This window comes from Sphingobacterium sp. G1-14 (assembly GCF_002196555.1).
Classification (GTDB): domain Bacteria; phylum Bacteroidota; class Bacteroidia; order Sphingobacteriales; family Sphingobacteriaceae; genus Sphingobacterium; species Sphingobacterium siyangense.
The window spans coordinates 5,565,611-5,589,671 of sequence record NZ_CP021381.1 but is presented as its reverse complement, the minus strand read 5'-3'; the positions used below and the strand labels follow the sequence as shown (position 1 = coordinate 5,589,671).

General features: G+C 40.4%; 22 protein-coding genes and 1 pseudogene. 9 read left to right on the top strand and 14 right to left on the bottom strand.

Translation table 11 applies throughout. The features are described 5' to 3' along the window. The first annotated feature begins 34 nt into the window (after positions 1-34). Positions 35-817 (top strand): MBL fold metallo-hydrolase, encoded by a 783-nt coding sequence (locus CBM24_RS24170; protein ID WP_088163025.1) that lies wholly within the window; start codon positions 35-37, stop codon positions 815-817. Positions 818-865: 48 nt separating this feature from the next. On the opposite strand, the gene CBM24_RS24165 is transcribed toward CBM24_RS24170, so the two are convergent. From CBM24_RS24165 to CBM24_RS27840, 5 genes and pseudogenes are all read right to left on the bottom strand, one after another. After that, complete coding sequence (locus CBM24_RS24165; protein WP_410528388.1) at positions 866-1,657, bottom strand: RagB/SusD family nutrient uptake outer membrane protein; 792 nt, start codon at positions 1,655-1,657, stop codon at positions 866-868. A gap of 138 nt (positions 1,658-1,795) precedes the next feature. Next, positions 1,796-2,044: pseudogene (locus tag CBM24_RS28165) on the bottom strand (RagB/SusD family nutrient uptake outer membrane protein); the annotation flags it as partial. 17 nt (positions 2,045-2,061) lie between these two features. Further along, positions 2,062-3,444, bottom strand: a complete 1,383-nt coding sequence (locus CBM24_RS27850; protein WP_232475623.1) for a hypothetical protein — start codon at positions 3,442-3,444, stop codon at positions 2,062-2,064. 17 nt (positions 3,445-3,461) lie between these two features. Beyond that, on the bottom strand, positions 3,462-3,923 hold the full coding sequence (locus CBM24_RS27845; protein WP_232475622.1) for a TonB-dependent receptor plug domain-containing protein: 462 nt from the start codon (positions 3,921-3,923) through the stop codon (positions 3,462-3,464). Positions 3,924-3,985: 62 nt separating this feature from the next. After that, positions 3,986-4,348, bottom strand: coding sequence for a carboxypeptidase-like regulatory domain-containing protein (locus tag CBM24_RS27840; protein ID WP_232475621.1), 363 nt, complete (start codon positions 4,346-4,348; stop codon positions 3,986-3,988). 429 nt (positions 4,349-4,777) lie between these two features. Between CBM24_RS27840 and CBM24_RS24155 the strand changes: the two genes are divergently transcribed. Together CBM24_RS24155 and CBM24_RS24150 are read left to right on the top strand one after the other, a co-directional pair. Then, a complete protein-coding gene (locus tag CBM24_RS24155) occupies positions 4,778-5,257 on the top strand; it encodes a cation:proton antiporter regulatory subunit (RefSeq protein ID WP_046672804.1) in 480 nt (159 codons plus the stop codon). 3 nt (positions 5,258-5,260) lie between these two features. Then, positions 5,261-6,502: a cation:proton antiporter gene (locus CBM24_RS24150; RefSeq protein WP_088163023.1), complete on the top strand. Its 1,242-nt coding sequence runs from the start codon at positions 5,261-5,263 to the stop codon at positions 6,500-6,502. Between the two features lie 99 nt (positions 6,503-6,601). On the opposite strand, the gene CBM24_RS24145 is transcribed toward CBM24_RS24150, so the two are convergent. Both CBM24_RS24145 and CBM24_RS24140 read right to left on the bottom strand, forming a co-directional pair. After that, a complete protein-coding gene (locus CBM24_RS24145; RefSeq protein ID WP_046672802.1) occupies positions 6,602-6,931 on the bottom strand; it encodes a metal-sulfur cluster assembly factor in 330 nt (109 codons plus the stop codon). After that, entirely contained in the window at positions 6,928-8,097 is a 1,170-nt protein-coding gene (locus CBM24_RS24140) for a glycosyltransferase family 4 protein (RefSeq protein WP_088163022.1), read from the bottom strand. Before CBM24_RS24140 ends, CBM24_RS24145 begins: the two co-directional genes overlap by 4 nt. Before the next feature lie 111 nt (positions 8,098-8,208). On the opposite strand from CBM24_RS24140, the gene CBM24_RS24135 reads away from it, so the two are divergent. From CBM24_RS24135 to CBM24_RS24125, 3 genes are all read left to right on the top strand, one after another. Continuing rightward, positions 8,209-9,177: a polyprenyl synthetase family protein gene (locus tag CBM24_RS24135; RefSeq protein WP_088163021.1), complete on the top strand. Its 969-nt coding sequence runs from the start codon at positions 8,209-8,211 to the stop codon at positions 9,175-9,177. Between the two features lie 84 nt (positions 9,178-9,261). After that, positions 9,262-10,038: an amidohydrolase gene (locus CBM24_RS24130; protein ID WP_046672799.1), complete on the top strand. Its 777-nt coding sequence runs from the start codon at positions 9,262-9,264 to the stop codon at positions 10,036-10,038. Positions 10,039-10,390: 352 nt separating this feature from the next. After that, a complete protein-coding gene (locus CBM24_RS24125; RefSeq protein WP_070560735.1) occupies positions 10,391-10,834 on the top strand; it encodes a MarR family winged helix-turn-helix transcriptional regulator in 444 nt (147 codons plus the stop codon). A 102-nt stretch (positions 10,835-10,936) separates the two neighbouring features. Here CBM24_RS24125 and CBM24_RS24120 read toward each other — a convergent pair whose 3' ends face one another. The 4 genes from CBM24_RS24120 to CBM24_RS24105 form a co-directional block, all read right to left on the bottom strand. Next, positions 10,937-12,493: an FMN-binding glutamate synthase family protein gene (locus tag CBM24_RS24120; RefSeq protein WP_075994264.1), complete on the bottom strand. Its 1,557-nt coding sequence runs from the start codon at positions 12,491-12,493 to the stop codon at positions 10,937-10,939. A 186-nt stretch (positions 12,494-12,679) separates the two neighbouring features. After that, a complete protein-coding gene (locus CBM24_RS24115; RefSeq protein WP_088163020.1) occupies positions 12,680-13,441 on the bottom strand; it encodes a Rossmann-like and DUF2520 domain-containing protein in 762 nt (253 codons plus the stop codon). After that, positions 13,441-15,900 (bottom strand): heme lyase CcmF/NrfE family subunit, encoded by a 2,460-nt coding sequence (locus CBM24_RS24110; protein WP_088163019.1) that lies wholly within the window; start codon positions 15,898-15,900, stop codon positions 13,441-13,443. The genes CBM24_RS24115 and CBM24_RS24110 overlap by 1 nt, the downstream gene beginning before the upstream one ends. Before the next feature lie 19 nt (positions 15,901-15,919). Then, positions 15,920-16,327, bottom strand: coding sequence for a cytochrome c maturation protein CcmE (locus tag CBM24_RS24105; RefSeq protein WP_046672794.1), 408 nt, complete (start codon positions 16,325-16,327; stop codon positions 15,920-15,922). Between the two features lie 385 nt (positions 16,328-16,712). Here CBM24_RS24105 and CBM24_RS24100 point away from each other — a divergent pair, with 385 nt between their 5' ends. Then, positions 16,713-17,672 carry a lipid A deacylase LpxR family protein gene (locus CBM24_RS24100; protein WP_088163018.1) on the top strand — a complete coding sequence of 320 codons (960 nt, stop codon included), beginning with the start codon at positions 16,713-16,715 and terminating at the stop codon, positions 17,670-17,672. Positions 17,673-17,760: 88 nt separating this feature from the next. Here CBM24_RS24100 and CBM24_RS24095 read toward each other — a convergent pair whose 3' ends face one another. Further along, positions 17,761-19,011: a dicarboxylate/amino acid:cation symporter gene (locus tag CBM24_RS24095; RefSeq protein WP_070560724.1), complete on the bottom strand. Its 1,251-nt coding sequence runs from the start codon at positions 19,009-19,011 to the stop codon at positions 17,761-17,763. A gap of 574 nt (positions 19,012-19,585) precedes the next feature. On the opposite strand from CBM24_RS24095, the gene mnmD reads away from it, so the two are divergent. Continuing rightward, positions 19,586-20,251 carry a tRNA (5-methylaminomethyl-2-thiouridine)(34)-methyltransferase MnmD gene (mnmD, locus tag CBM24_RS24090; RefSeq protein ID WP_088163017.1) on the top strand — a complete coding sequence of 222 codons (666 nt, stop codon included), beginning with the start codon at positions 19,586-19,588 and terminating at the stop codon, positions 20,249-20,251. 64 nt (positions 20,252-20,315) lie between these two features. Further along, positions 20,316-21,983, top strand: a complete 1,668-nt coding sequence (locus tag CBM24_RS24085) for a hypothetical protein (RefSeq protein ID WP_088163016.1) — start codon at positions 20,316-20,318, stop codon at positions 21,981-21,983. 36 nt (positions 21,984-22,019) lie between these two features. Here the strand turns inward: CBM24_RS24085 and CBM24_RS24080 are convergent, their stop codons facing one another. Next, positions 22,020-22,760 carry a hypothetical protein gene (locus CBM24_RS24080; RefSeq protein WP_088163015.1) on the bottom strand — a complete coding sequence of 247 codons (741 nt, stop codon included), beginning with the start codon at positions 22,758-22,760 and terminating at the stop codon, positions 22,020-22,022. A gap of 510 nt (positions 22,761-23,270) precedes the next feature. After that, positions 23,271-23,960 carry an SMUG2 DNA glycosylase family protein gene (locus CBM24_RS24075; RefSeq protein WP_088163014.1) on the bottom strand — a complete coding sequence of 230 codons (690 nt, stop codon included), beginning with the start codon at positions 23,958-23,960 and terminating at the stop codon, positions 23,271-23,273. Positions 23,961-24,061: the final 101 nt, after the last annotated feature.

Below are 24,061 nucleotides of genomic sequence, written 5' to 3'. Positions count from 1 at the left end.
GTTGCTTAACGTGCATATTCCCAATGTTTTAAATATGGTGCAGGCTTATTCTTTATATGAAGGTTCTTTTTCCGTAGACAAGAGTAGAAAATTTATTCCCTTTGACCCACTTCTAGACGACCCTAAGGACCGACCGGGGGCGATGTTTATCCATGTCCATCCCTTCTTGATCCAAACTAATTCCGGGCTTGTTCTCTGTGATACCGGCCTTGGCTATACGGATGACAGTGCTGTGCTACAGCTGCATCATAATATCCGTAAGGCTGGCTTTAGACCCGAAGATGTAAAATATGTACTGATGTCCCATCTTCATAAGGATCATGCCGGTGGGATGGTCACATTTGAAAACGGAACTGGACGTATCGCATTTCCTGAAGCCGAATATATTGTTCAGCGTGGCGAATGGGAAGACGCCTATTCAGGCATCTCCAGTTCATACAGGACCGAGATTTTTGATGTGATTCAACGCAGTGGAAATTTGGTACTGGTGGAAGGTGAAGGAAAAATAAATGATGAAATCAGCTATGCGCTCAATGGTGGACATACCGCGCATCATCAGGCATTTCATATTCAAACGGATGATCAGCACTATTTCTTTGGCGGAGATGTATTACCTGAGCCTGAAGAAATTTTCCATAATTATGTCGCCAAATATGATGTCGATGGTCGGCGCTCCAAAGCCTTGCGTCAGGAGTATTGGGCAGAAGGCGCGCCAGCGGGCTGGATTTTTTTGTTTTATCATTCTAAAAATATAACCATTGGCCGTAGTCAGATCCGGGAAGATGGGACCTATAAGCTAGTTGACGCAAAGTCATAAAGGAAAAACCTCCATGACCTTTTGGGAACATGGAGGTTTTTGGAAGGTTTAGTATCCCGGATTTTGCGGGAAGGCTGCACCAGTGTTACTGTCGATAACTTCTTGTGGAATAGGCCAAAGAATAAATTCTTTTTTCACCACATTTTTTGATTGTGTGTTTAATGTTTGCACGCGACGTAAAAAGATGTCGTCACCAAAACGGGCAAGGGTCATACGGCGCATTTCCTCACCAATAAGCTCCCGGGCGCGTTCGTCGAGAATCAAATCAGCATTGATTGCTGTAGCATCGATTAATGACGCCTTTGCACGGGCGCGGACAGCATTGATGGCGTCTTTAGCTTGTGCCGGTTTATTGGCGCGCCAGTATGCTTCAGCCAATAGCAGGTAAGTTTCTGCCAAACGTACTTTCACACGGTCCTTCATATTTCCTTCAAATGCAGGGTCAACAGCTGTCTTTCCGTAGAAAAATTTGGTTGTTGTCGGGAATACATTGCCTGATTCTTTGATGGCGTCGGTAAGTTCGATCTTCTTGCCATAAAGTTCAGGGACGGACGGATCGTTGTAATACCAATCGCGTTTGATATTGAAAGATGAATTTCTGACATCTTGTTTTTCATAACTATCCAGCCACCATTGATAAGGGCGTACGTGCCCAAGACCTCTTCCACCAAGTGAGTCGGCCAAGGCAAATCCTTTTTGTTGCGAATAGAAAGGTACCCAGGCACGTTTACTCCAATCCGTGTAGCGGTCGCCGCCCCCTTGTGTATTGTATTCCAATTGGATGGCCCAGATCGTTTCTTGATTGCCAGAACCGCGATTTTGATTGTTTTCGATAAACATATCGTGGAAATAATCCCCGGGTTTATCTTTTTCGGCGCCAAAACGTTGATCGTTCAATTTAAAGTAACCACTTTGAATAACTTTGTTGGCAGCTTCTGCAGCTAAATCTGGCTGCCCAGCTTCGATATATGCTTCTGCCAGGTAGTGTAAAGCAGCCCATTTCGTCAATTTACCTTCCTGAATTGTTCCTGGATTGTCGGGCAGGTTTTCACTTGCATACTTAAGGTCTTCAATCATGTGCGTCAAGATTTCAGCTTTCGGTGTACGTGTGAAATCACGACGGGGTGTTTCGGATACTTTGTCCACCCAAGGCACATCGCCGTACAGGTTGACTAAATAGCGATAACTGTAGGCACGGAAGAAACGAGCCGTTGCTTCCACACGTTTTGGATCGTTGTCCTTGTCTAAATGGTGTTATAGCCGTTCATGACAGGGACCTGTTCACTTAATAAAAGATCCGATGTTTTTGAGGAGTAGTAGTCGATCGTTCCTGAAAGTCTATTTTTGAGAATCCCAAAATCCAAACCAAGGTTTAATGAAGCTGTCGTTTCCCACGTTAGATTGCTTCCACGTCCATTGAAATTCATCACAAGTCCTTTGACTGGGTCAAGACCATAAATATAATCGACGTTGGTCAGACGGTCATAAGTTTGATAAGGTGATACGGCCTGATTTCCATTTTTACCATAAGAAACACGAAGTTTTAACAAGTCGAAATAGTCCTGCACATTCCCTTCTTTAGAAATTACCCAGGCTCCTGCAACGGATGGGAAAAATGCATATCGGTTGTTAACAGAAAATGCGCTATAACCGTCCGAACGACCTGTTAAGGTTAATAGGTAGCGATCCTTAAAGGCATAGTTGATTCTTCCCATGTAGGAAATCATCGCTGTATTTTGAAGGTTGGATTCGATCTTAAGATTTTTAGAGGCAGAAGCCATGTTGTTATATCCGGCATCTGATACAAAATCGTCTCCATTCATTTTTGAAGTTTTCAAATTTGTTTTCTGGGAAGAATAGAGGCCCACGACATTGATCTTATGGTCACCAAAGGTACGGTCATAGGTCAAGAGATTTTCCCAGGTCCAGTCCCAGAAATGCTCATTGTAAATTGATCCGGTACCATTCACGCCGCGTCCTGTGACCGTATTTGAGCCATAGTAGGAGTTTTCGTTAATATTTCGGTAGTTGGTTCCGAATGTGGTTTTGAAACTTAATCCTTCAATAGGGAGTTTCACATCAAGCCAAGTATTCGCATAGACCGTTCTTCTGGTCTGATCCCACTGGCCTTTTTCGTCTGCGAAAGGGTGTGCCCACAGCGTTTGTGCGTACATTGGGTACGTTACAGCAGTGCCATCGGCATCACGGTTTTTACTGTAAGGGGAAAGTTTTACAACACTTTCAAGGTTAGGCTGTACGCCGTCACGGTTCCCTTGAGAAGCCTGCATGGTCATTCCTAGCTTTAACCAAGAGCTTAAACTTTGGTTGAGGTTTAGATTGACATTATATCTTTCGTAGGGCGTGTTTTTTACCACACCATCTTGATTTAGGTAGCTTACAGATGCATAATAATCGGATTTATCCGTTCCACCCGAAAAACTGAGTTGATGTTCCTGAATGGGAGCGCCACTATTGAATACTTCGTCCTGCCAATTAACTTCTTCCCCTTTTTTGTATTGTTCCAATACGTTGGCAAAAAGATAATTTTCTGGGTTGAGCTGATCGCCGGTTTTTCCTTTCGAAGCCTGGTAATCACGCATAAATTGGATGTACTGTGGGCCGTTCATCAATTTAAGGCGGCGTTCTACACTTTGAACCCCAAAATAGCCGTTGTAATTGATGCGTGCTTTCCCTGCGGCACCTTTTTTGAGGTGATGAGGATAACGCCATTTGCAGCTCTTGAACCATAGATTGCGGTGGATGAAGCATCTTTCAGTACCGAGATACTGGCAATTGTATTGGAAGAGATATCACCCAGGGAACCACTAAAAGGAATTCTATCCAGGATAATTAGGGGGGCATTGGACGCCGAGATCGAGTTCTCACCGCGGATATTGATAGAAGCTGTTTCGCCAGGTTTGGCCGAACCGGAATTGATCGCTAAACCAGAAATCTTACCCTGAAGTTTATCGACAACATTCGGTGAATTTATTCGTTCCAGGGATTTTGCTTCCACTGTAGCGATACTTCCTGTCAAATCGCTCTTTTTCTGTTTACCATAACCTACGACCACAACTTCATCCAAAACATCCTCGGATTTTGTCAAGGTTATTTGTGATGCTTGTGCTGCAGAGACTTCTTTCGCCGTAAATCCGATCGAGTTAAATGTTAGGATGCACTTTTTGAACTGACGTTCAGTGAGAAGATACCGTCTTGATTGGTTGTAGTTGCTGCTGCTTTACCTTTTTCAGAAACAGTAACACCGCTTATTGGTTTCCCCGTTTCATCAACGACCTTTCCGGAGACGGCTTGCTGCAAGGGTGAACGACTGGTTATTGCAACCAAATTACGTGGATTTGCTACCCCGTAAATAGGTGCCGCTAATGACAAAATTGATAATGGTGTCAGCAGGATGAGATGACTCTTTTTGACCATAGGTGTGTAATTTAGATTCAGTAAGTGTTTAATGCGGCAATTGTAAAGAAATAAAGCGTTGGCAATTCTATTGCTTCTTGGAACAAACGATTGCACGAACTACGAAAACGTTATAGAAATGGGGTTTTGTAATGAAAAATTGGAGCTAATGAAAGCTGATTTGTTCGGCTAGGAATTCCGATCGTTAATAACAGGTGTGCGTCGAGCGCTTTTATTGTTGTTCAGTTGTGTCATCAAGATGCCATACGTCGAAAAAAGGGATGATATCGGTTAAAAGAGTCGTTTTTCTGCTCTTTTTTTAGTATTTTGGGGTAATTTGGTCTTTGTAGCCCATCCCGTCAGATACCAGCGGATTCGTTTAAGATTGATTTTTTGGGTAAATTTGTGTTTTAGTAGCTAAGGGCTGATGCTGTTTTTTCTAAAAGTCTTTATTTTTTGTTAGAAAGAACCTTTAGCTTGTTTTCGTAATTGTTGTAAACAACGTTATGAAGCTTATATTATTAGTATTTATTTAAATAGAAGATTATGTCTATTGTAAGAGAGTCCGATCTGATTGGAATTGGAAAAAAATTTCAAATTGAAACCGATGCGGGAGACAATATGGTTGTTGTTATCCATGACGATGGCAGACGGGAACTTTATCGCTATGATGACGAGGAACATGAGTCACGTTGCGTCATGACACTCAATGACGATGAATCTCGGCAGATTGCGGGTATTATCGGTGGTTTGTCCTACAAGCCTAAAGCATTGGAGACAATTGAAGTTGCTTTGGACGATTTACGCATTGAATGGTACAAAGTGGAAGGCAAAAATGAGGGGGCCGGAAAGACAATTGGAGAGCTGGAAGTTCGTCAACGTACAGGTGCATCGATTATTGCTGGGATACGGGATGATGATACGGTTATCAATCCAGGACCGTCTTATTTGATTAGCCCAGGCACCACACTTGTCATTGCTGGAAAGAAGAATAATATTAAACTTTTGAAGGAAATTTTACTGTAATTTATGCTATCACATACCTTAATACTGGAAATTGGAATCGCTGTGGGACTTGTTGCCATTGTTGGCCTAATAGCCAATAAGCTTAAGTTTTCTGTTATTCCATTTTTCATTATTATAGGAATGGTTTTGGGACAGCACGCTCCGCAGGTTGGTCTGGTGGATTTAACATTTACAGAAAGTAAACCCTTTATAGATTTCATGGGACGGTTGGGTGTATTATTCCTGCTGTTCTACTTGGGACTTGAGTTTTCGGTCAATCGCCTTATTAAATCCGGTAAAGCAATTGTGACAGGCGGGACAATTTACGTCTTATTGAACTTTACTTCAGGCTTGTTGATCGGATGGCTAATGGATATGCCATTTAAGGAGATGATGGTCTTATGCGGTATCATGACAAGTTCTTCCACGGCCATTGTCGCAAAGGTTCTTACAGATCTCAAACGCACGGCCAACCCGGAGACTGAGGTCATTATGGGGATGATTATGTTCGATGATCTGTTTATAGCGATGCATATCTCTTTCCTTTCAGGCTTGATACTGACAGGAAGCAGTTCGTTTTGGACGGTAGCAGGAACGTCCTTACTGGCCTTGGGATTTATATTGGCCTTTTTGATTTTGGGCAGAAAACTGGTGCCTGCGATTGATCGCTTATTGAAGGAGAAAACTTCTGAACTATTTATATTGATCATCTTTGCCTTACTGTTTATTGTAGCAGGTTTCTCTGAAACCATCCATGTTGCGGAGGCTATTGGGGCGTTGATGGCTGGTTTGGTGTTGGCAGATTCGCAATACATCAAAAAGATTGAATCGATGGTACTGCCTTATAAAGATTTTTTTGGGGCAATGTTTTTCTTTAGTTTCGGATTGTCTATTGATATTATGTCACTTGGGGGAGCTGTATTTTGGGCTTCGATTGCAGCACTGGTGACGGTGATGGGTAATCTTGCATCGGGGTATTTTGCAGCTAAATTTTCGGGCATGAAACCTAAAACTTCTTTTGATATTGGCTTTACATTGTCTGCGCGGGGAGAGTTTTCCATTATCATGGCAAACATTGGTAAAGCAGGGGCTTTATTGCCCGTTATTCAATCCTTTGTGGTTGTATATGTGCTCATTCTTTCCATAGTATCCCCACTATTGACCAAAGAGTCCCGTAATCTGTGGAAATTACTTTTCGGTGCGGATACCAATAGCTCCAAGCCTTTGAAAAAGTTGAGTGATTTAGAAAATAAGCAGACCACTTAGACTTTCTAGATAAGAGAGAGTCTTATATGACTTATCATAAACAAAAAGGGATAATACGGTAATGTATCATCCCTTTTTGTTTATGATAGATATTGGATTTTACAAAAACCCTAATTCTAGTTTTGCTTCTTCCGACATCATGTCTTTTGTCCAGGGTGGATCAAATGTCAATTCGACCAATGCTTCTTTGACACCTGCTACAGCAGCAACTTTTTCTTGAACTTCATTCATGATTTCGCCTGCCACGGGACAGCCAGGAGCCGTCAGCGTCATTACAATCTTTGCAATACCCTCTTCCTTCGTAATGATTTCATATACAAGCCCCAAATCCACAATATTTGCAGGTTTCAGTTCAGGATCATAAATTGTTTCCAGTACAGCTTGGATTTGTGGCGCTAGACCCAGTTTATCTAATACAATGATACTCATTTATTCAGTTTTTTATCGTGAATAGCGTTTTGATAGATCGCTAATAATTTCGCTTCATTTATTTCAGGAGTAAAATTACTAAAATAGTAAGCAATACAGGTCTTTCTTATCTCATCTTTTTCGTTTGTCGTTTTTGTACTCCACTCCCTTAAACATTGGATGATATCGTTTTTGTTGTGGGGATCGAAAGTTTGTCCTGTTTTGCCGGGGATAATCAGTTCGGGGAGTGGGCCTAGATTTGAGCTGAGCACAGCTGTTCCGACTGAATAAGCCTCAAGAATCGTGATCGGCATACCTTCAAAACAAATCGATGGTACGAGTAGTGCCTGTGCTTTGGCTATCAGGGGAAGTATTTCTGACCTTTTTTTAAAACCGAGGTAGGAAATATTCGGCTGGTCTTTAATTCTTCTCAGGACCTCATTTTCGAGCGGACCGCCACCAATTAGCTGTAGTTGAAAATCTGTTCCGATAAAAGTATCAATCAGATTCAATATCCCCTTTTCATCTGAAAGACGACCGACGTATACAAAGTGGGCCTGTGTACCCTCAGGCGCTATTGTAGTAGGAAAAACAAAGTTCGGTTTAATCTCGAATTTAGTAGACGGAAGGTGCAAGGTCGATTCAACGAAGATGTTCTTTGCAAAGGAGCTTAAATTGATGTAGCGATTTACCTTTGCCCAAGTTCCAATTTTACGATGAAACCAGTAATTCAGTGCGAGAAGAAATGTTTTTACTATAGAGTTGTTAAATGCTTTTTGTCGAACGGCTGTCCACGGAAACTCCTCTTGGAGTGAGTCCAAAAAGAGATGGTTGTGGTGGTACAGCGTCGCCGAAGGGCATAGTAAACGGAAGTTATGCAAGGTCATGACCTGGGGGATGCCGAGTTTTGCAATCGTACGAACGATAATCGGACCCGCTGCATAATGGGTGTTGTGAACGTGAACGATGTCTGGTTTAAACGTCCGAATTATTTTTTTGACACGTTGAGCAGCGCAAATATTCCAAAAAGATCCTATTGTCTGTAATGCACCCTGCCAACCCTTTTTATTTTGAAAGGTTAGCGTTTGGACCTCATGTCCTTGCGCGAGGAGGGAAGATTCCTGCTGAAATACAGTGTCTTCACCACCAGGATCTTGATAAAATGTATGGATAATCAGTATGCGCATAATAAAAGACTTATGCAAATGTACAATTTTGAGGTGACTTCCTTTAAAGGGACAAAATTGCCATTTCTATATGATTATTGCTATATTCGCAAGATTCGATCGTAAAGATATATGCAACATTTACAACAACTCGTGATAGAGGCGATAGAGACAAGTCAATTTCCTGAAACACCATCAAATTTATATGATCCGATACGGTATATATTGACTTTGGGCGGAAAGAGGGTTCGACCAGTGCTGACATTGATGGCTGCCGAATTATTCGGTATGCAAGAGATGGATGAAATTATCCCTGCTGCCAAGGCAGTGGAGTTTTTTCATAACTTTTCACTGATCCACGATGATCTGATGGATAAGGCTCCTTTAAGAAGGGGTAAAACGACAGTTCACGAAAAGTGGGATGCTAATATTGCTATATTGTCTGGAGACGGCTTGTTGGTCAAAGCTTATGAGGAAATTTCAAAGTGTAATCCTATTTACCTGCCTGCAACCTTGAAAATTTTGAGTAAAGTGGCTATGGAAGTATGTGAGGGGCAGCAATTAGATATGGATTATGAAAGTCGGGATTCGCTGACAATGCCTGAATATCTTGAGATGATCCGTCTTAAAACTTCGGTGTTATTGGGCGGAGCGTTACAGTTGGGTGCTATTTTGTCTGGAGCAGATGAACAGCAACAGCAGCTGATCTACGATTTTGGAGAGAATGTCGGCTTAGCATTTCAATTACAGGACGATATCTTGGATGCCTATGGAGATCCAGATACCTTTGGAAAGATCGTTGGTGGTGATATCATGATCAATAAAAAAACCTTTTTATTGGTGAAGTTGATGGCGGTAATTTCGGACGACGATAAGATAGTCTTACAAGGCTTATTGGACGCGTCTATAGCGACTGCTCCATCAAAAGTAGCGGATATGCTTACCTTATACGAGAAGTATGCGATTAAAAGTGCTGCCGACGAATTGAAAGATAGCTATACACAACGGGCATTTGAAAAAATGGAAGCATTGAATGTACCAAATGATCGCAAAGAAGCGTTATTAGTGTTAGCAAATAACCTTTTGGTAAGACAGCAATAAGTATAAATTCTATTAAAATTCGTATCTTGCCTGTAAATGTTTTTTTTGTAAGAAAATAATTAAATAAATTTTTAGATTACGTTCATGGAGCCTTTAAAAATCACCGTATTTCAAGCATATTTATTCTGGGAAAATATCGAGAAGAATCTAAATAATCTTGCATTGAGACTTTCCTCATTGCGTGAGAAAACGGATGTTATTATTCTCCCCGAAATGTTTAATACAGGCTTCACGAATAATGTCGAGAAATGTGCAGAACCTGCAAATGGACCTACAACAAGATGGCTATTTGAAATGGCAAGCTCACTTAACTGCGTTGTTGCCGGTTCTTTGATTATCGAAGAAGGCGGGAAATACTATAATCGTTTTGTATGGATGTTCCCTGATGGTAAATATGTCAAATATGATAAACGTCATCTTTTCGGACTATCTAAAGAAAGCGAGTACTTCGAGCCAGGAAATGAACGTATCCTGGTGGATATCAAAGGATGGAAAATTTGCCCAATGATCTGTTATGACCTTAGATTCCCCGTCTGGTCTAAAAATCAAAATGGCGCCTATGATATTTTAGTGTATACGGCCAGCTGGCCGGATAAGCGTTCTGCACATTGGAGAGCCCTTATTCCAGCACGCGCGATAGAAAATCAAGCTTACGTTGTTGGAGTAAACCGGGTTGGGCATGATGGTAATGATATTTACTATTCAGGTGGTTCTATGTGTATCTCTCCACTTGGTGATGTGGTGTATTATAAGCCAGAAGACGAGGATTTGTATACATTTACCTTAAATCCGAATGATCTGTTGGAAGCACGGGAGAAATTTCCTTTCTTAAAAGACTCCGATTCTTTTACAATCGGGTAACACGCTCTAAATTAGGTATAATTGCAAGCAATTAGTTTTTCTGAGAGTGCCTGATCTTATTGGTCAGAAAGAACCTTCAGTTTGATTTAATTGCTGTTGGTGTTTGCAAAGTTATGAAGGTTTTGTTTGTCTCCTTTTTATTTGTTAAATTCAGTCTAGTATAAATCAAATTGTTATGATTTATCAACATCTACTGGTGACATGTTGATAAAATTTTGTTTGAGACAGTTAGATTAAAGCGTAATTTAGGCTAACTATTAGCCAAAATACGTTTAGCTTTTTCTCAAATTATATGAAAGACAACGTTTTATTATTGCAATAAGTTGCGTAAACAACCATAACCATTATTCATATGTTAGACCAAGATTTAGTATCACAAGAGTATTTTTATAATTTCTTAACAGGGAAATACTCAATTGCAGTTATGCGGAGATTACAGCGTAATCTCAAGGAGGCCGGGTTAAACATTACTTCTGAACAATGGAGTATCATGTATAACCTGTGGGTAGAAGAGGGGCTTACCCAGCAGGAGCTTGCTGTTCGCACATTTCGAGATAAACCAAGTGTCACTCGATTAATTAATAACCTGGAACGGGTAAATTTGGTTATCCGCGTTAATGATAAAAACGACAGACGGTCCAATCTGATCTATTTAACAAAAATAGGACGAAAGATGAAGGATGAAGGAATGAAGCAGGCAAAAAATACCATTGAACAGGCTTTAGGCGGATTAGCCGACGATCAAATTGCCTTATCAAATACCATTCTGCATCGCGTATTATTTAATTTGAAATAAAGATACTTAGTGGGGGTTATTTTATAAGTGAACTATCAGGGTATAAAAAAGGTCCCCTATGTTGAATACATAGGGGACCTTTTTTATATGAATTTCTAGCAGTTAATCTTCGAAAAGTTTGCTTTCGAAATCTGTGTGGCTATTGACCAATTTACCTTCAGTTCCGAAATAGATTTCCTGAAAACTTAGTGTCCGGATAGCATCTACCTTACGATAGAATTTATCAGCAGATACATCTGAAAGTGTTTTGAAACCACAAGCTTCCATAATTTCGACTGTAGCACGTAATGTGTTGCGGTGGAACTGAGCTACGCGTACATATTTATCATTTACGTCGAGTCCTTTGTATAAATGCGGCTGTTGCGTGGCAACTCCAACCGGACAAACGTCTTCATTACACTTAAGTGCTTGAATACAACCTAAAGCGAACATCATACCGCGAGCACTATAACATGCATCTGCGCCTAAGGCAATAACTTTTAAGATGTCGAAACCCGTTACAATACGGCTGGATACGATAACTTTAACATGTTTTTTCAAACCAAAAGCAATCAAGGTTTTCGTTACAAATGCCAATGCATCGTATAGTGGCATTCCTAGGTTATCTGTAAACTCTAGTGGCGCAGCTCCTGTACCACCTTCTGATCCATCTACGGAGATAAAATCCGGGAAGATCTGCGTGTTTTGCATGGCGTGACAGATGTCGATAAACTCATGTTTATCGCCGATACAAATTTTGAAACCGATAGGCTTTCCACCCGATAGCTCGCGCAGCTGTTGTATGAAGTGCATCATTTCAGTCGGTGAGGAGAAAGCGCTATGTGCTGGAGGAGACATCACATCTGTTCCTGGAATGACGTGACGAATAGCCGCGACCTCAGGGGTGTTTTTTGCCGCTGGAAGGATACCCCCATGACCGGGTTTAGCACCTTGCGAAAGTTTCAATTCGACCATCTTCACGTTTTCACGATTGGATTTTTCTCGGAAAAGTTCCGGATCAAATTTTCCCTCCTTATTACGGCAGCCAAAATAACCTGTACCCACCTGCCAGATTAAATCACCCCCATTGTTGTGGTAATCGCTGATTCCCCCTTCGCCGGTATTGTGTGCAAAGTTTTGAAGTGCAGCACCCTTATTTAATGCCGTTATCGCTGTTTTACTCAACGCACCGTAACTCATTGCCGAGATGTTGAACACACTTAAGCTATAAGGTTTTTTACAGGCTGCATTTCCAACAGTGGTACGCAGGTCGTGGTTTTCGATATGGCAAGGGAAAACAGAGTGTGCAGCCCATTCGTTCCCGACAGCCTGTGGATCAGTCTGCATACCAAATGCGACAGTTTCACGTTGATTTTTTGCACGTTGGTATACGATCGAACGCTGTCTTCTGTTGAAAGGACGTCCATCCATGTCTGATTCCCAAAAATATTGCCTCAACTCAGGACGAATAGATTCGAAGATATAACGGAAATATCCAACTAAGGGATAATTGCGTAGGATGGCATGTTTGGTCTGGAAACTATGGTATAACGCGATCAATAGCAATGGAAATGGGATGATAAGCAGCCAAAACCAGCTTGATGTAAATATAAATCCAAATGATACAATGATTAAATTAATCACAATCATTATTGAAAGAATGAGTTTTCTAACTTCCATAGAAAATACGATTGTTTAGTTTTAATTCGCTATTTTAATGTTTAGCCCAACTGATTATTTTATTACTCAATTAGCATTCCAAAATGCGCTTTTGGACGAAGCAAATGTACTAAAGTTCCTGAAGTAAATGGATATATTTACCCCTTGGAGGTAAGTTTTGATAAGTTTATAACCGTTTCTAACAAACTATTTTCTTTTAGTAATCTCCTGCGATAAAAGTTGATAGATTTGCTGTAAATCTGGTTTATTGCTAATAAATTGCAAATGTTTTTGCATTGTTGTGCTGTCCTGTCGGATCGCTGGTCCTGTCTGAACTGTTATTGGAATATGATTTTGCACTTTTTCTGCCGTCTCCAGGATGATTGGTTTAATTAGATCAAAGGACAGGTCGTTTTCTGCTAAGAGCTCGTAGGCCATCTGATAAAGGATGTTAGTAAAATTGTTGACCATAACCGAGGCAAGGTGGATGGCTAAACGCTGCTGGGAATTACAATAGATGCTCCGCGGTGCAAATGTCTGTGCTAACTGAAGTAGCTCGGCACTATTTTCATCCGTGTTACCTTCAACACAAAGTGGGACGGTCGAAAAATCGACTGCTTTATTTTTGGATAATGATTGTGGGGGATAGATGACTCCCGCATTTTTAAATCCAGCCAGGGCAGAAAGATCGGTTGCTCCCGAACAATGAATAACAACACCTTTTATATCTTTTGGTAGCGCTTCTACCAGCGATACAATGGCCTGATCGGTAACGGAAATGAGGTAAAGATCAGCATGTAGGTCTAGTTCAGATAGTTGGTCAATTGCTGCGCAATGAAGAGCAAAGGCCAATGCATCTGCATTGGCCTTTGTTTTACTGTAGATCTGAACGATATGATGTCCTGTTTTTTGAAACTGTTGTCCAAAATGCGTAGCGGCATTACCGCTTCCTAAGATCACAATGTTCATTATTTAAGTGCTTTTCGTTTCTCCTCTTTATTTCTTCTCACAATGGACATGATAAAACCAATGGTCATGACAATCGTTCCACACCAGAAAAAGTTGATGTATGGGAATTTAATGGCTTTAAATACGACCCATTTCTTTTCTGGAAGTGGCTTTTGATAAACCATGATTTCCAGTTTATCCTTGTCAGGTTTAATTCCCGTAAATCTGAATTTAAGCCCTTGCTCGTTGACATCTTTATTGAAGTCATAAACACCACCGTCTTTAATTAAGTAGATTGGTTGTACTTCATACTGTTTGTTGTCGGCCGAAAATACTTTTATTTTCAATCCAACCATAACATCACTAGGACCTTTTGGAATTTTCTCCAGGTGAGCTTCTTTGTTTAAGCCTTCAATGACATAATATCCATTGCGGTAGCGTAGGGTATCACCGATATTTACCTGATACGTTGCCGGCTCCTCGTAGTCTTCGAAACCAGTTTTGTCTTCTGCCGGAACTTTCGCATGTGTTGCCTGACTTTCAGCTGCAGCTGCGGTAATCAGTGTATACACGTCATGCGTGACATAATGTTTGGTCGCTGGAGTACCAATCAAACCGCCCATTTTCGCGTTGTTTTGTGCAAAAGGTTGCAGCACAAAATGCTCCTTCACTTTACCTGTTTCTTCGTCGATCCGCTCGTATTTTATTTTATAAAACGTATTTGGAGCCACAATGCTATCACCGATATAGGTTATTTTGTATTCCCCCATTTGTACAGGTTCACCTTCGGTCAAGAATAAGTTGTCGCCAGGTTTCTCTACCTTGTCAAATCCCGATACAGCAATGTAGCCTGTGTTGTTGACCGAGATGACCTCGTTGGTTGCTGCAGCCACCATGGCACCGATAAGTAGTAATCCAAAGCCGATATGGGCTACCGAAGAGCCGGCCAGCTTCCATTTACCTTTGACAGCATCACCCAATACACGGATATTCGCCAAAATACAGAAAATACTTGCGAAGGTGATCAAAATATAGATCAGGTTGGTATACGTCTTCGTAAAATAGACGACAGCAGCCGTTAGAATGAGAGACACAACCAACGATGCTACCGTAGAAGCCAAAAACTTGCGGCTATCGGTACGTTTGTATTTTAAAAATTGTGTAAATCCGGTTAAGATCATAACGATCACTGCAAAACCCGATTGCCACTTGTTATAATGTTGGATCGGATCCAAAGGTGGAGCTACCTTGGTGCCAAAGATCTTGTTGAACACTGGAATTGATGTTGAAGCAATGATCTGTGCACATGCGACAGTCAATACCAAGGCGCCAATAAACATCCAGAATTCTCTTGAATAGATATCCTCATCCTTTTCTGTGATGGGCATCTCTTTCTTTTTGACGGTAAGAAATACGACCATGATTACCAAAAAGACAACATTGAATAAGATCAATTGTCCGCTCATTCCCAGATCGGTAAAGGAGTGTACAGAAGTCTCTCCAAGGACACCACTACGTGTCAGGTAAGATGCATAGATAACAAGTACAAAGCTGATCATCGCTAAAAATGTAGCGGTGAAGTAGGAGTGGCCTGAATTCTTATAAGCAATCATGACGTGGACAGCAGCAATCAGGGTAAACCAAGGAATAATTGATGCATTCTCTACCGGATCCCATGCCCAGAAGCCACCGAAGTTAAGTGCTTCATAAGCCCAGAATGAACCCATGATAATACCTGCGCCTAAAATCATCACGGCAAATAAAGCCCAAGGAAGTGCTGCATTGATCCATTCTTTGTATCGCTTGGTCCAAAGAGCACCGGTTGCATACGCAAAAGGAACAATCATCGACGCAAAGCCAAGGAACAGTGTTGGTGGGTGAATCACCATCCAGTAATTTTGAAGCAAAGGGTTCAAACCATTACCGTCGGTGATGAGTGAAAGATAATTAGCTTCTCTAAAGATTGGAATATCCATTGCTTCACGCAATAGGATAAACGGAGAGCTACCGATACGCAGACCGAAGATTTCCACACCAATAATCATGGAAGCTAAAAATGCTTGGCATAACATGACGAAAGTCATGACAGACGATTCCCAGCTTTTTGCTTTAAATAGCAAAACAGAACCTAATACTGTTTGCCAGAACATCCAGAGCCAAAAACTACCCTCCTGACCTTCCCAAAAACTGGAAATGATATAGTAGGTAGGGAGTGTCTTGGACGAGTGCGCCCAAGCATAATTATATTCAAAAAGATGATTGTATATAATATAAAATAAAGTTGCACCAATCGCCACTACGGAGACCGCATTAACCCAAAAGGCAATACGTGCAATTTTTTTCCATGAATTCTCTTCAGGGTATTTTGTTGCAAAAAAGTAACTGATACAAGATAGAAGTGCAGCACCAAAAGAAAGTACAATAAAGAATTGTCCGATCTGCCCTGGTAGCAGGTGCTCACCAACGTAATTAACGTCCATTGAAAATTGATTTTACGAATTAATTATTGAAAGCAGTAGCATTGATCTCGGTGACGACCGATTTATCGTTATATTTTGACGGACATTTCATCAATATCTTACTTGCCCTAAACACATTTCCGTCCATTTTTCCTGTCAATACAATTTGCTCTGAACGTTCAATATCTTGAGGTTTGGCGCCTCTAAAAATCACTTCACATTCTGTACCATCGTTGTCACGCATGAAAAACGAAAATTTGTTGGCGTCAGTTTTGGGATCATAATGAAGCGCTTTGTCTTTATTCAATTGACCTACCACATATAGTTCGGTTTTCTTTTCTTTAGCTTCGGTAAATGTCGAATAGGTACTTGAATCGGTATAGATAACAAGTATCATGGCAATTGCGACAGCAATGATAGCGATTAGAATAATTGAACTTTTTTTCATTTGTATTTACTTATTTTATAAGTGTTTGATCTCATCGTATAAATGAGCTCGTTTCACCCGGTTTGTTTTTTCTTAACGATGAATAGCAGTTCCGATCTGCCAGATATCCTCCTGTTTTTTCAGAAAGATTATTACCCAAATCTGACAACGTTGTGCTCACTAAAATCCCAAATTGATTACATTTGAGACCTAATCGAATGCAAAATTACAAATAGATTCGCTAAGAAAGGAATAATGCAACTTTTCCATATTATTTATATCTATTCTAAATAGTTTGAATTAATTGGAAAAATAAGCTAGATTCGAATGCTTTTGAATAATTTGAAGTGAAATTTGCTATTTTGGTTCTAATGATATCGCATGAATTTTACAATTGCCTGTTAATATGAGTGTTGCTTTGCGATTTTTAGGCCTCTTTTGGGCTGTTATATTCCCCTGCTTTTTTGTTTTTGGACAGGTAAAATTCCGTAATCAGGAAATTGCTATCCAAAATGACAATGACGTTTATCTACTGACGGGTCAGGACCGCTATTATACCAATGGTATCAATATCAACTATAGGATTGCGTTGCCAGGGAAACCAGATAGTCAGACTTCAAATACGGTATTGGATTTTGAAATAGGCCAACGGATTTACAATGGTATCAGTATCATTGACTATAGACGGCAGGAAAAGAAATACGATAGACCATTTGCAGGTTACCTCTATTTTAGTGCTGGGATAACACGGTTTTTACCGCACGATCAGGTTGTTGAGTTTAAGACTGAATTGGCGCAGATCGGCCCTAAATCCTACGGTGAAGAAGCACAGAAGTTTATCCATCATCTCTTTGGGATGTACGAGGCGACAGGTTGGGATACGCAGCTTGGAAATTCCTTTGGTATTGATTTAAGTGCAACCTATAAAAAAGGACTATATCGCAGTCAAAATCAGCAATTCGATGTCGGAATTATAGGTGAGGGGACCATTGGATTAAATAATACCAATATGGGAATTGCGGCCCCGCTTCGGTTGGGGAAGCTGAAATCCTATCAGGCATCCACCTTTACACATGGGCATTTGACACAGGGAAGAGCGAACAATGATAAAGAATGGTATTTTGTCTATCAACCAAGCGTGTCTCGTATTTTTTACAACGCAACGGTAGAAGGAGGGAGAGGTAAAAATGATCCCATAGGCAAATTATACACTATTCAGCCTTGGATGCTTAGTCACCGCATTGGTTTCAATTGGTCTAACCACAAGATCAATTACGGTATCAATTACATCTTCAATTCGAAAGAGCTCAAATCGGTGTTTCACCGGCATCAATATGGCGAGCTGTTTTTTGCCTACCGTTTTTGATCAGCCAGCCATAAGTAGGACCTACATGGATCCGCTTGATAGGATCTTCGTTGGTCCAGCGTTCAAATGTTTGTCGTTTGGAGATTGTTTAACCTGGGTTTTCGGGAATAGGGTCAGCCAGTTTTTGCCCGATCAATCTGGTGGTGAGCATAGCGGCCACGGTATCTCCAGTAGCATTGAGCATTGTTGCGAGAGGATCGACGAGGGTTGCTATGATCATAATGGAAGGGATCACCTCCGTTGGCATCTGATAAACCGATATGATCAGCATTTCTCCGATGTAGCCACCATTAGGAATACCTCCGGCTACGATGCTCACCAGTAACGTAATGCCAACCGCCATAATCAGATTGGCTGGATCAAAAAATTCCTTTCCGCTTAATAAAAGTGCGATATAGATTTTAAAGATACAGGCGATCGCGGATCCATGCTTGTGCAATGTTGTGCCTAGGGGAATGACGACACTAGCGACGCTGTCCGGGATTCCAATTTGCTTGGCTGCAAGTAAGTTGGCTGGCATGGTGGCGAGACTACTGCAGCTGCTCAATGCGGTCAAGGAAGGCAATATATTGTTTTGCCAGTAACGTTTAATTCCCTTTAGTCCGAATGCAAAAAAAGCGAATAAACTGAATACCGTGAAAAAATAGAAGATTCCAAAAAAGTAATATAGACCGATAGGTTTGGCATAAAAACCAAAAAGCTGAGGGCCTAATGTTCCAACCTGATAGGCAAAATATGCTCCCAAACCAATGGGCGCGAGGTTCATGACCATCACGAGCAGATTTCCCATCACAACATTGCCCGAGTTTATAAATTTACGGAAGGTCTCTGCAGATGCCCCTGATTTGCGCGTAGCAATGCCAACGAGGAACGAAAAGATGACAAAGGCCAGCATATTTTGTCGTGATAATAAACTTGAAAATTCGCTAACGGTTAAAAAGCGGACCATTTTTTCACCCCAAGAATCATGAACAACTGTTTCCATGATCTTGTTTGTTTGTTCAATAGGCAGTGGAGCATCTACTGGAAAGAGGTAAAGGAAGCAGATGCTTGACAGTCCGGCGACGACAATACCCAGTACAAATACGAACGACATCATGCCGATGATCCTTCCCAGTACACTGTCGCCATTGATATTCGCAACAGATGAGGATATGGCAAAAAACACCAATGGTATGACGCTGACAAAGAGGAGGTTTAGGAAAATGTCACCGATCGGTTTAAGATTGTTGACGATATGCGGAAAGAAGATGCCGATCAAACTTCCAATACTGATCCCAAGGAGTAGAAGTAAGATACTGCCGTAGTTCTGCACAAAAGTTTTTGTAGCGTATTTCATAGGTGTATGATTAGTTATTTCAAAAGGAGTTCATTCACATGGAAGAACTGCTTATATTGTCTTTGTATTTGGTCACATTGAGAATATCCAATGCTGTTGTATTGCTTGCGCTTATTAGGTTTGGATATTTCATTAGGTTTTGTGAATATTTTGTATTTAAATTGCTAAAATAGTGTTTTTCTCGAATAGGTCTATTAAAACGAGCTGAATTTATGCGTGTTTGTTCATTTTTGTTTTACCTTGCTGAAAAAATCCGCTTTTTGCCGACCTTGTTATCTTACTGAAAACTTTTTTTGTCGAGGTATCCATCATCGCTGCACGCTCGGTATTAATATGTATTTTTCATTTGGAAGTCGATGTACTGCTTAATTGGTTGACATCTCCTTCAGGCTACGCTGATAGATGGTCGTGCTTCGGAAATCATGAGGATTTTGATACACGCATCGGCTTTTTTATCTTTGGACAGTAGCAGTGACTAAGTGTCATGGGTAAGGAATGCGCCATTTGTTTGGATTACTGTTTAGTTGTTTAGACTGAATGTGTGAAAATTGTAACTTAAAGTATTTGTATAAAAATGGAATTTGTAACGACAGGAGATGGTTCGAAAACGTTGTTTAATGCTGAAATAGGAGAATGTTATCATTCGAAACATGGTGCAGTACAGGAAAGCAGGCATGTTTTTATAAAAACAGGGCTTGACCACTATGTACAAACAACAGGGGTAACCGACCTCGGTATCTTGGAGGTGGGGTTCGGAACAGGTTTGAATTTTTTGCAAACAGCTGACTTTCTTAGGACCAAATCCGTTCAGGTGGAATATGTCGGAATAGAAGGATTTCCCTTGCCTTTATCCACTATTGCTGCAACGGGCTATGAGGCGACGGTAGATCCGACCGTGTGGGCAAGCTATTTGAATGCATACGAGCAGGCTTTGACGGAAAACGTACGGATTAACGAGTACTTAAAGCTTCATATTGACCATACCTTATTGATGAATTTCCAGTCGGATCGCTTGTTTGATGTCGTTTATTTTGATGCTTTTGCGGCAGTGCATCAGCCTGAGATGTGGAATGATGCTGCCTTGGGGCATATTGCGCAGTTTGTTAAACCTGGTGGTGTTTTTGTGACTTATGCTATTACCGGAAACCTCAAACGCAGTATGAAAGCATTGGGATTTTCAATTGAAAAGGCACCTGGTGCACCAGGCAAGCGTGAAATGCTGCGCGCGACAAAGCACTAATTTTTATAATAGCTACTTGAATTTAACACACACGATTTAGTAGAGACTTGTATACAGAATATATATGAAAATTTTGCAGATAATTGCCAAACAAAGTGAAGACCGGCTGACACAGGCTAAAAAGCTGGTTGTGCGTGAATTGGAGGAACATGAAGGCAAAGGAAATTTTGTGGCTTATGTGGATGAAGGGGAGTACTCTTACGATGTAAATATACAATTAAATAAGGATACTATTGTTGGGCATTCATGCGATTGTGGGCGTCGGGAAAGCTATTGTATGCATCAGTTAGCTGTGATTTGTGCCTTAGCAGGTATAGATAAAAATTCGCCCTCCGAGGTAAAAAACAAAAAAAAGGTGACACTGAAAAAAGTCAAGGAAAGCGAACAGCTGCTTTTAGCCGTGGAACATGAAGTGCTCAACTCTTGGCTTCTGGAGCTTTTCAAATCCAATAAAGATGTCGAGCTGCAATTTCTGTTGAAGTTTGGAAAGAATAAGCAAGAATATCAAGAGAAAGATATCGTTAAAATTCTAAAAGAGGCTGTTGTTTCTGTGATAGGTAAGCGTAAGAAAATAGAAACTTCTGAGATCAAAAAGATTTTACAATTATGGGAAAAATCTCTTGTGCCGTTTTGGGAGTATTTGGCGTTGAATATCGGAAACGAAAAAATTATTAATCTGTTTTTGGCTGTATATAATGCTGTTTTGGATATTGAATACCAAACCATGTATACGGGCACACGTTTTAGAAAGTTTATTGAAACCAACAATATAAAGATATCGACAGCTGTGGCCCAAATTGAATCTGATATCCAATGGGGAAGGCTTATGGATGCGTATTGGACTAAGCTGTGGTGGGAGGAAGGCCAACAGGGAGCACTGTTGGAGTTGTTTATTTTGATCTATCAAAATTCCAAGACAGATCGGAAGCGTTTGATCAGTGTGAAAATTGAACGTTTGATCGAGGAATTTTTGGAGGAAGCGTACCATATGTCTCTAACAGTAGATGAATTTTTTCTCGATGTGCTTTTAGAGAATGATATGTTCGAAGCAAGTTTGGATTATTTTTTTCCTCGCTATTGGGAGGCCAAATATAATTTAAAATTAATTGAGGCTGTGAAAAAGGTTGAGCCCGAACGGGCGATCGCGTATTGTCATGTTGTCATCGAATCAAATTCAAAGACGGAGTACAATCTACCATTTTTGGATATCTTGGAAGAGCTGTATTCAGCAAATGGTGACTTAAACAAGTTGGCCCAAGTCAAGATGGATAAGTTTCATATAAATAGAGATATCGCAGATTATGTCTTTATTATGGATAATTCTCAGGATGCGGATTTAAATAAAAAGTTCAGAACGAATACACTGACCATGCTGCGCAATAGTATGGGATACGATTATGATTCCGGTAAGATTTATTTTGAGATACTTGAGCACGAAAAAAATTACACTAAAATGCTTGAGGTAATTGATTATCGTGTCAGTGCAAAGCTTCTGTTGCAAGTTTGGGATCATTTGTATGCTTATGATAAGCTTAAATTTTTGCGAGCCATAGCGGGCAACCTGCATATCGATTACCGCACAGATCCAGCTGATCTCGATAAATTAATTCACAGGATATTAGAAAATTATGAAAAGGATGTTATCAGGTTATTGTTTAAGCCGGATGCACGGTCGAATTACTTACGTAATTTTAAAGCAATGGTGTCTAGCAGTCTGGAGAAAATGAAGTAATATTTTCTCCATCGTGCCTATGCCTATATTTTGCTTTTAAGATTCAATAATAAATGCTCCGACTATGGCGGCTGGATGTAAATCTTTGTTGTTTAGCAGGGAACTGTTTTCGCCGAATCTCTCATAATATTCGATATTCATTCCAATAAGAACGGTCTCAGCATCTTGATAGTCCACATCAAATAATAGCTCTTCGAGTTCTATATCTTTTGAAGGTGCCTGTAAGCTTATAGGAATCTGGTGTTTATGCCAACGGATATATTGTTGCTTGTCAAAGTTGAATATCGCAATCATCAAATTTATTTTAATTAGATTGCAGTATTTTGGACGATGAATATCTTTTTGCATGTTAAACTTTGGAAATTTTATGGAGACTAGCTTTGTGCCCAACATTTTTATTTCCGGGTCGAAATGCATGTAATCGTGCATGTGGCATTTTTCGACGAACTGGAAATTGATCAGACGATCAATTTTTCCGCCACGGATTGTCTTTTCGCCCACAGGAGCACTGTTTGCCCAGATCACTCTTTTTAAATGATTGATTAGCCGGTTGTGCATGGAACCGTCGTGCATGTTTAAGTGAATTTCTCCCATTATATTTCTGATACGGGATCCTGCAGTACTCAAGTGTCCAAAATCTCTAGCGGCTGCTTTTGTCGCCTGCGTTTGTTTTGTTTTACGGCCGGGGCCAGTTTGCACAATTGTTTTTTTATTTGATTTCCGAAAGACAAGATTTCCGACCAAGCCCTTCAAACTACCATTTTCTAAAATAGCCATAAGTTGAATTTAAGTAATTAAAATGCTGATAAACAAATAATTGTTTATTTTTGAGAAAATGGAAATTGGTAAGTATGGAGCTTTGTTAAAATGATAATGGCTGGTAAATGAGGATTATGAAATTTGCAGTAGATTTTTGAACGATTGTTCAAGTAAAGATTTAGGACGAATAGCGCATGGATGTAATACTTCTGTTTCGATGTCCATTTGTATCTCGTCCGATGCATATCCGTGTCATGGTCAGGATGTGTCCGTGGTGAGAGCGACATGAGTCCGTGTTGAGTCCGAGTCTAACTCGGAGATAAGGCGGTAGCACGCCGCTCAGAAAATGCTCTAACCTGCTTGTAAGTACGATTAAGGCCCGAAGATGCCTCGAATCATTGTCGAAGGAGAGTTAAATAACGCACAAAACACGGACTCCTTGATGATAAATAATAATAACGGTAACGCAGCAAAGAGGTTAATAAGATACGTGTTGTTTATCAGTTGATTAACATGTTTATCCATATTTTATAGGTCGCTTAATAATCGGATATAATTGTCAATATACAGTTCTTTGTCCTTTGATTTATACTGTTGGATATAACGGGGGTGATCCAAAATGGTCATCTTTCCGAAAAGCTTCTCTTCTTTGTTGATCTTCATGAGAAAAGTAGCATTCTTTTTCCCGAGAACAAAGACTTCGTCAGTTTCAAGTCCCATGGAAATATGCTGTTTTAGGGATTGAACCATAAAAGATTTCACCATTTCAAAAAGCTGCTTGTCATCATAGTAGTTTGCATTGATCCAGCTGTTGGGTTTGGTCTGCCTGACAATCGCTAATGGGAAGGGGGAGTTGATATAAAATTGGTTATAAAAGATTTCAGGGCCGCCAAAGGCTTCAATCATATCGTACATGAAAACCGAAGATACTTCATGGGTATGTGCGGATTGCATCTCTATGCCACATGCACTAGCTAATCTTTTGGTATCGGTAAAAGGAACGCCCGTTACACCTGCACCGTGTCTGCTTGGGTTAATGCCGATGATAAATTTGCGTTTAAGATTGTCATTATAGTATTTGTTGTAGAACTGTTCCATCACGACAAGCGTTTCAGGGTTATCGAGGTAGGGATTAATTACGTTAAACTCCGAAGGTAAATTTCCTCTGTAATGAAGTTGTTTGTTGAATAAAATTACTTTTTGGGAAAATGTTAGCATCGTTCGTGTGTTTAAAAACAAAATACGATTTTTAAAGAACAAAAAAACAAAGCCGGGTGTCATTTGACACCCGGCTTTGTTTTTTTGTATCTTGGGTCAGG